The sequence below is a fragment of the Amycolatopsis lurida genome, from assembly GCF_900105055.1.
Taxonomy (GTDB): Bacteria; Actinomycetota; Actinomycetes; order Mycobacteriales; family Pseudonocardiaceae; genus Amycolatopsis; species Amycolatopsis lurida.
This window is the reverse complement of the sequence record NZ_FNTA01000004.1, coordinates 2283628-2297105: the sequence shown is the minus strand read 5'-3', so window position 1 is coordinate 2297105 and position 13478 is coordinate 2283628. Positions and strand designations below refer to the sequence as shown.

Annotated in this window: 9 protein-coding genes; 3 read left to right on the top strand and 6 right to left on the bottom strand. The window is 69.5% G+C overall.

The annotated features are described in order from the left end of the window. Nucleotides 1–34: 34 nt before the first annotated feature. The 3 genes from BLW75_RS15785 to BLW75_RS15775 all read right to left on the bottom strand — a co-directional run bounded on the left by BLW75_RS15785 (nucleotide 35) and on the right by BLW75_RS15775 (nucleotide 6004). On the bottom strand, nucleotides 35–1420 hold the full coding sequence (locus tag BLW75_RS15785) for an FAD-binding oxidoreductase (protein ID WP_034323087.1): 1386 nt from the start codon (nucleotides 1418–1420) through the stop codon (nucleotides 35–37). A 270-nt stretch (nucleotides 1421–1690) separates the two neighbouring features. Continuing rightward, nucleotides 1691–2917 carry a hypothetical protein gene (locus BLW75_RS15780; protein WP_034323090.1) on the bottom strand — a complete coding sequence of 409 codons (1227 nt, stop codon included), beginning with the start codon at nucleotides 2915–2917 and terminating at the stop codon, nucleotides 1691–1693. A 135-nt stretch (nucleotides 2918–3052) separates the two neighbouring features. Then, complete coding sequence (locus BLW75_RS15775; protein WP_091597676.1) at nucleotides 3053–6004, bottom strand: AfsR/SARP family transcriptional regulator; 2952 nt, start codon at nucleotides 6002–6004, stop codon at nucleotides 3053–3055. 143 nt (nucleotides 6005–6147) lie between these two features. Between BLW75_RS15775 and BLW75_RS15770 the strand changes: the two genes are divergently transcribed. Then, complete coding sequence (locus BLW75_RS15770) at nucleotides 6148–6804, top strand: SH3 domain-containing protein (protein WP_034323094.1); 657 nt, start codon at nucleotides 6148–6150, stop codon at nucleotides 6802–6804. A 43-nt stretch (nucleotides 6805–6847) separates the two neighbouring features. Continuing rightward, nucleotides 6848–8419, top strand: a complete 1572-nt coding sequence (locus BLW75_RS15765) for an alkaline phosphatase D family protein (RefSeq protein WP_034323097.1) — start codon at nucleotides 6848–6850, stop codon at nucleotides 8417–8419. Between the two features lie 97 nt (nucleotides 8420–8516). Here BLW75_RS15765 and BLW75_RS15760 read toward each other — a convergent pair whose 3' ends face one another. Together BLW75_RS15760 and BLW75_RS15755 are read right to left on the bottom strand one after the other, a co-directional pair. Then, nucleotides 8517–9521, bottom strand: coding sequence for a winged helix-turn-helix domain-containing protein (locus BLW75_RS15760; RefSeq protein WP_034323099.1), 1005 nt, complete (start codon nucleotides 9519–9521; stop codon nucleotides 8517–8519). Nucleotides 9522–9665: 144 nt separating this feature from the next. Next, nucleotides 9666–10826, bottom strand: a complete 1161-nt coding sequence (locus BLW75_RS15755; protein WP_034323102.1) for a glycoside hydrolase family 88/105 protein — start codon at nucleotides 10824–10826, stop codon at nucleotides 9666–9668. Nucleotides 10827–11062: 236 nt separating this feature from the next. Here BLW75_RS15755 and folP point away from each other — a divergent pair, with 236 nt between their 5' ends. Beyond that, nucleotides 11063–11929: a dihydropteroate synthase gene (gene folP / locus BLW75_RS15750; protein ID WP_034323104.1), complete on the top strand. Its 867-nt coding sequence runs from the start codon at nucleotides 11063–11065 to the stop codon at nucleotides 11927–11929. Here the strand turns inward: folP and BLW75_RS15745 are convergent. Next, nucleotides 11926–13446, bottom strand: a complete 1521-nt coding sequence (locus BLW75_RS15745; protein WP_091597673.1) for a sensor histidine kinase — start codon at nucleotides 13444–13446, stop codon at nucleotides 11926–11928. The genes folP and BLW75_RS15745 overlap by 4 nt on opposite strands. Nucleotides 13447–13478 lie beyond the last annotated feature (32 nt).

The following is a 13478-nucleotide window of genomic DNA, read 5'->3' as shown; positions in this document are numbered from 1 at the left end:
TTGTGAAGACCGTTCATGGTTGTGAATAAAAGGCTCACCCAGCGGGACGGATGTTCGCGTTGTGCCGGAACACGTTGTCCGGGTCGTACACCGCCTTGATGGCGGCCAGCCGCGCGTATTTCTCCGCGCCGAACGCCGTACGCACCCGGTCTTCGTCGTATTCGTTCATGAAGTTCAGATAGCCGCCGTGGTTGTTGGAATGCGGCAGGAGCTCCTCCCACAGCCTCCGCGTCCAGACACGGTCCGCGGCCAGGAGTTCCGGCGTCGGGGCGGTGGCCGCCATACCGACGACGAACCCGGGCGCCCGCGGCCCGCCGAACGCGGTCGCGTCGTCGTGCACCGTCGAGAACGTGTCCTGCAACGGCACGATCGGCAGAACGGTCGTCGGCGACGCCTTGTCCGGCAGGCGCGCGGCGATCAGGTCGATGACCTTTTCGGACAGCGAGGCGACGTACAGCGACTTCTCGTAGGCGAGGATTCCCCGTGGCGCGGTCGGATCGAGCAGCTTTTGCAGCTCCGCGTACGGCATCGGGGTGACCAGTTCGAATGCCGTGGGCAGCCCGCTCCGGATCCGCTCGACCAGCAGGCCGTGCCGTTCGGGACCGTCGAAGCCGGCGACGACGAGCGCGAGACCCGGCGCGAGGTGAAGCTCCGGCGGGACGAAGGGCGCGGGTGGCGCGTTGAGCCCGACGAGCATGGAACCGGTGCCCGACGGCAGGGACGCGATCACGTCCTTCGCGAAACGCATCGCCTCGGGCGCGTCGGCCAGCGTCCAGAAGAACAGCCCGACTTCGGCGAGGCCGACGCGGTGCAGCCGGAACTCGAATTCCGTGACCACGCCGAAGTTCCCGCCCCCGCCGCGCAGCGCCCAGAAGAGATCCGGATGCTCCGCCTCGGAAGCCCGCAGGATCCGGCCGTCGGCCGTCACGACCTCCGCCGAGAGCAGATTGTCGATCGTGAGCCCGTGTTTCGCGGTCAGCCAGCCGAAACCACCGCCGAGGGTGAGACCGCCGACGCCGGTGTCGCTCACCGTGCCGCCGACCGTCGCGAGCCCGTGCCGCTGCGTCGCCTCGTCGACGTCGGCCCAGAGCGCGCCGCCCCCGACCACCGCGGTGCGGGCATCCGGGTCGACGGTGATCCGGCGCAGCCCGCCGAGATCGATCACCAGCCCGTCGTCGGCGACGGCGGAACCGCTGAAACTGTGCCCGCCGCCGCGCACGGTGATCTCGAGTCCCTTGTCGCGGCCGAAGGCCAGCGCGGTGACGACGTCCTCGCGCGTGGCGCATTCGGCGACCACCGCCGGGCGCCGGTCGATGTCGCCGTTCCACACGGCGCGGGCTGCGTCGTAACCCGGATCGGCGGCGGTGACCACCGTGCCGGACAGTTTTTCGCGCAGCGTGGTCGTTTCGGGCGGATTCATGCGGACCCCCTCAGGTCGTGGCTACCGCCCAGTCTCGATGGCGGACGCCTCGGCCCCAGGTCTGTCCGCGCGGGAAAAAGGGTGGACGAAAGGGCGAAGGCCCGGCGTTATGGGGTACGCCGGGCCTTCGCGATCTGTGTTCGACCTTTGAACCCGCGACCGCGATCGACGTCGGCAGGGCGCGGCCTGGATCTGAGGGCACGACAGGTGCCAGGGGCGCCCTGCCACCGCGATAGCGGGGCCTTCGGCCGAAGCGGGTTCAGGGGTGCGTCACGAGCACTTGGGCGCCACCGGCAGGTCCGAGCCGGTCTGCACGTAGGTGTCGGAGACGTAGTGTCCCGGGCCGATCCGGTCCCAGACGTTGCTGGTGCCGAACTTGCCGGTGACGGTCTCGCCCTCGACGTAGCACTCGATGTTGACCTTCGCGTAGTTCGCCGCGAGGCCCTTGATAGCCGCGGTCGTGCTGGCGGAGGCCCGGATGTTCATCGGGTCGCCCGCGGTGCTGATGACGCCGGTCGGGCCGGAGCCGGTCCACAGGTAGGAGACGTTGACCCAGCCGTTGTCCGTCATCTTCAGGCCGTCCCAGAACGTGCCGTCCGCGAGGTCGATGCCCGCCGGGTTGGCCACCTTGCGGCCGAACTCGTCCTTGCCGCCGTTGTAGCCGTCCTGGTACGCCGCCTGCGCCTCGGGCTTGCCCTGCGGCAGGTTCTTCCACATCTGGCGGGTGGCCGACGGGTTCCAGTAGTCGTCCTTGGTGTTCCACGGGCCGACGTCCCACACCGGCGCGTACTCGCACCGGCTGTTGTCGGTGCGGCAGACGCGGACGGTGTAGTTGCCGGTGTTCTTCGGCGCGAGGCCGCGGCCCGAGGGGAGGGCGACGAAGTGGTCGCGGGACTTGATCACGTGGCCGTTGGCGGTGGTGCCGCCGACGAGGCCTTCGCGGGTGCCGTAGACCTTGTACGTCAGCGCGGCGGCGGCCGCGCCGATCGCGTTGGTCTGCGGGCCGAGCTCACCCTGGAGGGTGACGTCGCTGACCTTCGCGGTCACGCCGTCGGTCACCGTGCGCAGTCCGATGCGGACCTGGACCGTGGAGACCGAAGCGGACAGCTGGGCGGCGCCGCCCTCGGTGGGCGTCCACTCCGTCCAGTCCTGGGAGTTGAGCTTGCCCCGGACGTCGACCTCGACCTCGGTGCCCTTCGGCGCGTCGGCGGTCACCTGGGCGGTGACGCGGTTGACCGGCTTCCCGAGCTTCTGCTCGGCGAGCAGCAGGTAGCCCTGGCTGCCGACGGAGTCGGGTTTTCTGTGCCAGGCGGCGTTTTCCAGGCTGAGCACGCCACCGTCGCTGCGGACGTTGACGTCGTCGCCGTCCACAGTGGACAGATCGGCGCGCCAGCTGCCTTCGGGCGCCGCGTTCGCGGGGCTGGCGGCCAAGGCGGTGACCGCCCCCACGGCCAGGACGGCCGCCATCACCCGGCGGGCCTTAACGGTCCGGACCATTCCGGTCTCCCTTCGAGCACTCTCGGTTGCTACGAAGGGAGCTTCGCCGGGGCGTGTACACGATCGATACAAACGCAAGTCGGCACCTGGTTGCGGTGGGTGAACCTCGCAATCAGGTGCCGAATGGCGAAAAGGTCAGGCGCTCGCGGAGTCGTTGTACGAGGCTTCGGCCGATTCCTGCAGGCGCGACGCGAGTGCGGATTCCTGTGGGCGCGCGGAGAGTTCCCGCCACAACGCCAGCGCGCGCTCCGAATACGTCCGCGACCGCTCGGGCTGGCTCAGCGCCTCGTGCAGTTCGCCGAGCAACTGTGACACCTCGGCCTCGGACCGGCGGTCCCCGTTGCGCCGGTGCACGCTCAGCGAATTGACCAGCAGCAGTTGCGCGTGGGCCAGGTCGCCGCTGTGCAGGTACAGCTCGCCGAGGTTCTGGTTCGCGTAGCCGACGCAGTGGTCGTCGCCGAGTTCGTTGAAGATCGCGATGGCACGGTCGACCCGCTCCCGCGCGCCGGAGAGGTTGCCCTGATGCTGACGCAGCATGGCGAGCCGTTTCAGCGCGTGCGCCTCGCGGTGCCGATCGCCGATCCGGGCGGACTGCTCCAGCGCCTCGGTGAACCAGCGTTCCGCGTCGGCGTATCGGCGCCGCGCCAGCCACACCGCGCCGATCGCGATGCGCGCGACGGCCTCACCATGCGGATCGCCCGCCGCCGAGAACTGGTCGAGCGCCGCGTGACAGTGCTCCAGCGCGACGGTGTCCTCGCCCTTGATCCGCAGCACGGTGCCGAGCCCGGCCAGCGCGATCGCCGCGCCCCGCGTGTCGCCGACCTTGTCGAACAGCAGTTGCGACTGCTCGAACGCGACCAGGGCCTCGGCGTAACTGTCCTGGTACAGCTGGATCTGCCCGAGATTGCGCTGGATGATCGCCTCACCGCGGACCTCGCCGGACCGGCGGGCGGCGGCCAGCGCGACGGCGTGCGTGTGCATCCAGTCGTCCTGGTGACCGCGCTGGTCGAAGTACGGCGCCAGCGCGGCGGCGAGACGCCAGGCCAGCGAGTCGAAGCCCAGATCGGCGGCGAGCGAGACGGCGGCGACACAGGTGTGCCGTTCGGCGGCGAACCACGCGGCCGGATCCTCGATCAGGTGTGCGGTGCCCGGCGGCAGCCCGGGCTGGACGGCCGTGTCGTCCCGGTAGAGCCCGAAGAAATGGATCGGCATCCGGGCGGCGGCTTCGACCGCGAGCGCGAGATAACCCTCCAGCACCCGCTTCGTGGCGTCGCGTGCCTTTACCGGAACGTCCTGCGCACGGAGTTCGAGGGCGTAACACCGCAACAGGTCGTGCAAGCGGTAGCGGGGCTCGCCGGTGGCGTCCGAGCCGCTGAGCTCGACCAGATGAGCGTCCACCAGGACATCGAGGACGTCCTCACCGTGCGTGCGGCCGAGCAGGGCCGCGACCACCCAGCCCGGGAACTGGACCGAGCCGAGCCCGCCGAGGCCACGGAACGCGGTCGCCGCCGACATCGGCAGAAGGTCGTAGCTGAGCGTGACACTGGCCCGCACGGCGAGATCACCGACGCGGAGTTCGTCCAATCTTCGTCTTTCGTCCCGCAGCCGGTCGGCCAGCACGCGCAGCGTCCAGCCCGGCCGGTGGGTCAGCTTCGCGCCGGCGACCCGGATCGCCAGCGGCAGATAGCCGCAGTGGCGCAGGATCGCGGTCGCGCACTCCGGCTCCGCCGCGACTCTTTCGGTGCCGACGATGCCTTCGAGCAGCTTCGCGGCCTCGCCTTCGGGCAGCAGGTCGACGTCGACCGGGGTGGCCCCGGCCAGATCCGGCATCCGGACCCGGCTGGTGATCAGCACCGCGCAGGAACCCGCGCCGGGCAGCAGCGGGCGGACCTGCGCCGCGCTGCCGGCGTCGTCGAGGACGACGCACATCCGCAGGGTCGCGAGCCGGGAACGCAGCAGCGCCGCGCGCTCGGGAAGATCACGCGGCAGTCCCGCGTCGGGGACGCCCAAGGCGCGGAGCAACTCGGCGAGCACGGTCATCGGGGGCCGGGGCGAGGACGACGTCCCGGCGAGGTCGACGTGCAGCTGACCGTCCGGGAAGTCGTCGCGGACCGCGTGCGCCACCCGGATCGCGACGGAGGACTTGCCGATCCCCGGCGCCCCCGAAAGCACCGCGATCGCGGGTTTTCCCTGTTCACGACGATCGTGGAAGAGTCCGACGAGCGCGCTGACCACCTCGTCGCGGCCGGTGAAGTCCGGCAGGTCCAGCGGCAGCTGGCAGACCGGCGTCATCGGCACGGTGAGGGCGGCGGCCACCGCGTCCTGGGTCGCGGACGGCGTGAGGACCAGCGATGCCCGCAGTTCCCGCAGGCGCGGCCCCGGCTCGGTGCCGAGCTCGTCGGCCAGTACCTTCTCGGCCGTTTCGTAGGCCTCGATCGCGTCGGCCGTGCGGCCGTCGGCCCGCAGCGCGACGATCAGCTGCTGCCAGAGCTCTTCACGCAGGGGATGTTCGGTGACCAGGCCGCGTAACTCGGCGACGGCCTCGGCGGTCCGGCCGAGTTCGATCCTCGCCCGCAGCCGCTGTTCCTGGACGGCGAGCCGCAATTCCGTCAGCCGGGCGACGGTCGCGCCCCAGCCGTGGTCGTGGGGGAGGCCTTCGAGAACTTCCCCGCGCCACAGCGCTTCCGCTTGATCCAGCAGGCCGAGGGCCGATTCGGCTTCCCCGCGGCCGAGCGCGTCCTGCGCGCGGGCGGCCAATTCGCCGAAGCGGATGTGGTCGATCTCGTCGGGGGTGGCCTTGAGGATGTAGCCGGATGCCCGGCTTCCGATGCGTTCCCCGAGTTCGGGGTCGTGGTCTGCGAGGCGTTTGCGGAGTGAATGGACGTAGGTGCGGATGTTCGCCGCCGCCGAACGGGGCGCCGACGAAGGCCACAGGACCTCGATCAGCAGTTCGGTGGAGACGACGACGTTGGGCTGGAGCAGGAGAGCGGCCAGCAGCAGCCGGGGTTTGGGCCCGCCGAGCGGCACCACCTGTCCGTCCACCGCCACTTCGAGCGGACCGAGAACGCGAAACCCGAGAATAGTCACCTAAACCGCCAATACGGCAGGAGCCCCATATCCGCCGATAATATTGCCGTCCCGCCATGGTTGGCTAGATCCATTCGCATGCATGTGCAGACAGCGGTCGGTGTTTGTACGTGATGTGTACGACGCCGGTCGACGCTGCGGTCATGAAGCGTTCAAGTGTCCGGCGGCTCGCCGGTTTCTTTCTCGTGCTGGTGACGGCGGGCGCCTTGGGCCTCGCCGGAGCCACTCCCGCACTGGCCGCGGCCACCGGGACCGTGAAGACGGCGGGTGATCCGCTGAACGTCCGCCGCGCCCCGAGCACGTCCGCGACCGCGGTGCGCACGGTGGCCAACGGCGCCACGGTGACCATCGACTGCCAGACGATCGGGACCTCGGTCACCGGTCCGCTGGGCACCACGACGTTGTGGGACTACGTTCCCGCGCTCGGCGGTTACATCTCGGACAGTTACGTCTACACCGGCTCCGACCAGCGGATCGCCCCCGACTGCGGAGTCGGTTCCGGCAGCGCCGAATGTTCCACCGGGGTCTGCGCGGGAGAGGGCCAGTTCCGCTCGTCGGACGCGCATTTCCTCGTCTACGACCGGAACGCCGACGGCAAGTCCGCCGTGGTCGCGTACTGGCTGAAGGGCGGCGCCGGCCCGTTCTACGTCTGGGCCTCCGGCGGTAACGGCACCCACGTCGACAAGGCCGTGCCGGTCGCGAAGGGATCTTGGGTCTATTACAAGGTCTGCGTCGCCGACGCCGCCGCGAATCCGACGCTCGAGGCCTGTAGCAGCGGCATCACCGATTACGCCGCGTGAAATCCCTCCCCGTTCTTTCCCCACTTCGAAAGGTTGAATTTTCATGGGCCAGGTGAATCGGCGGGCGGTACTCCTCGGTGGAGCCGCGGCGGTTTCGGCGGCGGCGTTGTCGTCGACCGTGCCTTCGTGGGCGAACGCGAGAACACTGGCGGCGGCTCCCGCCATCCACGACCCGTTCCAGCTCGGTGTCGCGTCGGGTGACCCGCTGCCGGACAGTGTCGTGCTGTGGACGCGGCTCGCTCCCGCCCCGCTGAACCCCGACGGTTTCGGCGGTATGCCGGACGCTTCGTACACAGTGGACTGGGAGATCGCCAACGACCAGGCGTTCTCCTCGGTCGTGCAGAAGGGGACCGTGACCGCGGCTCGCGCTTCCGGGCATAGCGTCCACATCGAACCGGTGGGCCTCGAACCGGGACGGGAGTACTTTTACCGGTTCAAGACCAGCGGCTACCTCTCGCCCGTCGGCCGGACGCGGACCGCGCCCGCCGCCGGCGCGGCGGTGAACCAGCTGAAGTACTGCTTCTCCTCCTGCCAGCACTGGGAGGAAGGCTGGTACCACTCGTACAAGGGCATGCTCGCCGACAACCCGGATCTGGTCCTGTTCCTCGGCGACTACATGTACGAGCGGAAGTCCGGCCGCGCCGCCGCCGACCGGAATCCGCGCAGGCTGGCCTTCACCGAGGACGTGACGACGCTGGCCCAGTACCGCGCGCGGCACGCCCAGCACAAGACCGACGCCGACCTCCAGAACGCGCACGCGATGGCGCCGTGGGTCGTGGTCTTCGACGACCACGAGGTGATGAACAACTGGAACGGCACCGCCAGCCCGGCCACCGCGGAGCGCAAGGCCGCCGGTTTCCAGGCGTTCTACGAGAACATGCCGATCCGGTCGACCGCGAAGCCGAGCGGCGCGTCGATCCGCCTGTACCGGCAGTTCGGCTGGGGCAACCTCGCCCGGTTCCACATGCTCGACACCCGCCAGTATCGCAACGCGCAGGTGACCGACCCGTCCGGCACGACGGGCCCATCGTGCACCGACATGCGTTCGACGTCGCGCAGCATCCTGGGCACGACACAGGAGGCTTGGCTGCTGAAGGCGCTGGAGACACATCCGGCGAAGTGGGATTTCCTGGGCCAGCAGGTCTTCTTCGCCACCCGTGACGGCGACGGCAACAAGGCGACCTGTGAAAGCCCCGATTCCTGGCAGGGATACGAGGCTTCCCGCGACCGGATCGCGAAGGGCATCGTGGACCGCAAGGTGCCGAACCCGATCGTGCTGACCGGCGACGTCCACCGGCACTGGGCGGCCGATCTGCGCCGCGACTACTTCAACCACAGCGACCCGGTGTTCGGTTCGGAACTGGTGACGACCTCGGTCACGAGCAACAGCGACACCGCGACCGACCCGTCGTCGACGTGGCTGTCGCACAACCCCCACATCAAGTACTGCCGGGGAAAGCGCGGCTATGTCCGGGTGACGGCGTCGCAAACGCAGATGCGGGCGGACTTCATGACGGTTTCGGACACCACCGAGTACGACTTCTCGAAGGTGGTCCTGGCCGCGGACCGTTCGTACGTCGTCGAAGCGGGGAAGCCGGGGTTGCAGCGGGTCTAGAGCGGGCTGAAAGCGTCCTTCGCCTCGTCTGACGCGGTGAAGGACGCTTTCGTCGCATCCGATGCGGTGAAGGACGCTTTCAGCCCACGCGCACGAGTCAGGAGAGCAGGTCCACCAGCGCGTCACCGCGAGGCGTCCGCACCACGAGCACCACCTGACCCTCGCGATGCCGTTGGATCAACCCCGCCGAGACGAGCTGTTCGCAGTGGTAGGTCGCGGTGCTCGCGGCGCAGGACAGCAGATTCGCGATCTCGCCCATCCGAGCCGGCTTACCCAAGTGCCGCAACAGTTTCGCGCGGTGGGCGCCGACGACCAGGTCGAGTCCGTCGACCCCGGGGGCCGGTTCGGCCTTGCCGCCGTCGAGCAGGCCGTCGAGTCCGGGCAGCGGGTAGCCGATCCAGATGGCGTCCTCTTCGTCGAAGTTGGACACCACCGAGCGGGTGCCCGCGAGCATCGGGACGAGGATCAGTTTGCGGCCGCGGACGGTGTACTTCGCCGGCTCGGGGTCGGGCAGCAGCAGACAGCCGTTGCTGAACCGGAAATGCGGTCGCAGCAGGCCGAGCACCGCGTCGGTCCCGCCGCGGACGGAGGCGACGCCGATCCGTTCGATCTCGCGGTCGAGCAGGGGCCGGGCCTTGGTCCAGAGGTTTTCGGTCGCCAGCCTGGTCGCGGTGAAGGCGTCCGCGAGCGAGGCGGCCCAGCGTCTCGGATGGTCGGTGGCCTGCCGCCACTGCGCGGGCACCCGGTCGCCGAAGACCTCTTCCAAGCCTTTCAGAACGTCGGATTCCGTCAGCTCACGCAGCATTTCCGCCTGAGCCACGGCGGAAGAGTCCTCGCCGGGGCTGATCGGCACGATGAAGTCCGGTTGCACCGAGGTGCCGCGGCGGGCGAGTGAGCTCGCCGCGCGGTATCCCTGCTCGGGGATCGCCGAGCCCACCTGACGGCGCCAGGCGGCGGGCAGGCCGCGGTCGTACCCGCCGACGACCTCGACGAGCATCGAAACCAGCGAGATGTGCGGGGAAACCGTCACACCGACCTGGATCGTGCTGGTGTCACCGAGTTCGAGCCGGGTATAAGAAGCCGGGGTCGGCGTCTCGCGCATCCGGTCGTCCCTCCTGGGAGTGGGCGTCGCAGCACGCGATGGTAGCGCCTCCGGTCAATACCCGGAATCCGGCCGGAAAACGACCGAAGGGCGCTTTCCCCAGGTCGGAAGCGGGGAAAGCGCCCTTCGGCCGGTGCGGCGACCTCAGTGGGCGAGTTGCTCATTCATGATGAGGAACGCACCGAGACCGTGGAAATCGTTGGTGTTGCGTTTTCGTGCGTAGTAATACGCCGTGTCGCCGACGTTCGTGCCTTCGGAGATGTTCGAGATATCGGTCAATCCGTCGGTTCCGGTCGAAACCTGGGACAAAACCCCGCGATAGCCCTTCGCGGCCACGGGCCGGTACTCGGCGCCGAGGTAGCCGCGTTCCACCGCGCGGGAAAGCAGGAAGGTGTACATCGCCGAAGCCGAGGTCTCCAGCCAGTTGTCCTTGTCGCCGCCCCGGTCGACGACCTGGAACCAGCGCCCCGAAGCCTTGTCCTGCCAGCGTGTGTACCCCGCGGCGAGGAATTTCACGACGTCGACGAGACGACGGCGTCGCGGATGGTCGCACGGGAGGATTTCGAGGAGGTCGATCGCCGTCATCCCGAGCCAGCCGATCGCGCGGCCCCAGTGGAATTTCGAATGCCGCCCGGGACCCGATGCCCACGGTTCCGAGCCGTCTTCGTCGTAGGCGTGGTACAGCAGTCCCTTCGCGGGTTCCTTGAGCCGGTCGAAGTAGACGCTGACGTTCTTCGCGGCCTCTTCGTAACAGTAGGCGGCATCGCCGAAGGTCTTGCCGTACAGGGCGAGGAACGGCTGCGCCATGTACACGCCGTCCGCCCACAGCTGCCCGACCCTGCTCGTGGCGTGGAACATCCCGCCGTCGGACGTCCGGGGATAGGAGGGGAACCGCGCGCGCAACTGGTCCGCCGCGGTCTTGTACTTCGCCTGCCCGGTTTCGGTGTACAGCAAGGGGAACATCTGCCCGGAGCGCATCGCGTCCAGGTTGGTGAAATTGTTGGAGATCCCGCTCTCGGTGACGAACCGGTCGTACCAGGCGAGGATGTAGTCGAGGTAGGACTTCTCGCCGGTACGCCGGTACACCAGGTATTGGCCGTAGAGGTAGAGGCCGCGGGTGTAGCCCCAGCCGCCGAGGGTGGCCGGGGTGTGCCGCTTCATCGTCGAGTCGACGACGGCGCGCGACCAATCCACCGGAGCCGCGGAGGCCACGCCGGGCAGGGCGAGCGCGCCGACGGCGCCCGCGGTTCCCGCCAGCACCGTGCGCCGGGAAAGCCGTGCCGCGCGAAGAGGATCTGGGGACATTCGAGGCCCTTCCTGCGCCGGGGAACCGGGGGAGTGAGTGGCCGGGATGCCGATCCGCCGTCCGTCGCCATCCCGGCTGAACAACGTCTACCCGCGGCTTCGACGGAGAGTCAAGAGAGATCCGATCTCTTACGTCATATATCAGATACGTCACCCGAACGGGTGCTCCCGGTCGCCGGGACGGTCCCGATGGGCGGTACTCACCGGGAAGACGTCCGCTCGCCTACGATCGGTACGTGAACGAGCTGACCTTCCGCGGGCGCCGCGTCGCCCGAGACCGCGCCCTGGTCATGGCGATCGTCAACCGTACCCCCGACTCCTTCTACGACAAGGGGGCGACCTTTTCGGATCCGGCCGCGCTCGCCGCCGTCGACAGGGTGGTGGCGGAAGGCGCCGACATCGTCGACATCGGCGGGGTCAAGGCAGGCCCCGGTGCGGAGGTCGGCGTCGAGGAAGAGATCCGACGGGTGGTCCCGTTCGTCGAGCGGATCCGCGAACTGCACCCCGGCCTGGTGATCAGCGTCGACACCTGGCGCCACGAGGTGGGCAGGCGTGCGGCGGAAGCGGGCGCGGATCTGATCAACGACACCTGGGCGGGAGCCGACCCGAAACTGGCCGAGGTCGCCGCCGAGTTCGGCACCGGCTACGTCTGCTCGCACACCGGGAAGGCCGTCCCGCGCACCCGCCCGTTCCGGGTGCACTACCCGGACATCGTCGCGGACGTCGTCGCGGAGACCACGGCGCACGCCGAAGCCGTGGTCGCGCTCGGTGTCCCGCGTGAAGGGGTGCTGATCGATCCGACGCACGACTTCGGCAAGAACACGTGGCACAGCCTGGCGCTGCTGCGGCACGCGCGGGAACTGGCCGACACCGGCTGGCCGGTGCTGATGGCACTGTCCAATAAGGACTTCGTCGGCGAGACACTCGGCGTGGAACTCGCGGAGCGGGTCGACGGAACCCTCGCCGCGACGGCCTGGGCGGTGGCCGAGGGGGCCAAGGTGTTCCGGGTGCACGAGGTGCGGCGCACGCGTCAGGTGCTGGAGATGGTCGCCTCCATCCAGGGGACGCGGCCGCCGTCACGCGCGATCCGGGGGCTGGCCTAACCGTCGAGCGGGATGACGGCCGAAACCGTGGTGCCCGAGCCGGGGTCGCTCGCGACGGTCAGTTCGCCGCCGAGCGCGCGGACCCGGTCACGGAGGCCGTGCAGCCCGGAGCCGCCGCCGATGTCGGCCGTGCCGGTGCCGTCGTCGTGGACGTCCACCCGCAGGCCGTCGTCCTCGACGCGGATGCACACGCGGACTTCGCCCGCCCGCGCGTGTTTCAAGGCGTTGGTGACCGCCTCCGAGACGACGAAATACGCCGTCGCTTCGACGGCACCGCTGAGCCGCGGCACGTCCTCGCCCGCGAGATCGACGGTGAGCGGGACGCGGTCCAGCAGCGACCGGACCGCGGGGATCAGCCCGGCCTCGGTGAGGATCGCGGGGCGGAGCCCGCGCGCGAGTTCGCGCAGTTCGGTGACCGTGGCCTGCAGTTCGTCGATGGTGCTCCTCAGCAGCGTCGCGACGGCGGGGGTGAGTTCGTCCCCGAGCCGTCGTTCCGCCATCCGCAGCAGCAGGACGACGCTGACCAGGCGTTGCTGGGCGCCGTCGTGCAGATCCCGCTCGACCCGCCTCCGTTCGTCGTCGGCGGCGGCCACGATGCGGGCACGCGAGGCCTGGACCTCGACGAGGCGCTCCTCCAGTTCCGCGGCGAGCCGCTGGTTGTCCAGCACCAGCCCGGCGGCCGCGTTGAGCGCGTCGATCGACCGGCTGTCCTTCCACACTTCATCGTCCTGCACGAGCGCGGCCAGCCCGGTGCCGTCGCGTTCCAGCAGGAGCCGGATCATCTCCGCGTTGCCGACCCGCGCCCGCAGCACGCCGATCAGGAACGTCAGCGGCCACAGGCAGAACGAGATCCGGTAGACGTCCAGCAGCGGTTCGGAGAACGGATGCCCGGAGCCGAGTGCGTTGCCGACCGTGGTGCTCACCGCGCCGACCACGGCGATCGCGAGGACAGGCGAGAGCAGCCGGCGCTGCGGAAGCCGTCCGGTGAGCCAGCGGTAGAGCAGCACCACCACGACCCCGCCGCCGATCAGCGCGCCGACGAGCTCCAGCAGCCGTTTGACCAGCTGTTCGGCCTCCGGCGACGCGGCGACGGCGGCGAGGTTCTGCGGATCGTCGTTGACCAGCAGGCCGAGGACGGCCGACCCGAAGACCACGGCGTACGCGGAGAAGGCGAGCACCCGTTCGGAGCGTGACCGGAGTTTCCCGTGCGGGAAGGCGAGCACGAGATGCGCGATCACCGGGCTGGACGCGGCCGACAGCGCCAGACCGGCCGTGTGCACCAGCGGTTCGTCGGCGAATTGCAGGTCCTCGGTGAACAACGCGAGCCCGGCCAGTGCGATGAGCAGGCCGATGGGGTTCGACGTCCGGCGCACGTGCGCGACCGCGCCGGCGAGGAGGAAGAGGAACCCCGTCGTCGTGGACAGGGTGGTGTCGAGCACGGTGTGCGTGCCGTCGGCGATCTTGAGCGTCGACGCGACGACGCCCATGCCGATCCCGGCGGTCAGCACGCCCGCCATCGCGACGGTACGAGGGTGCGTCACCACTAAGC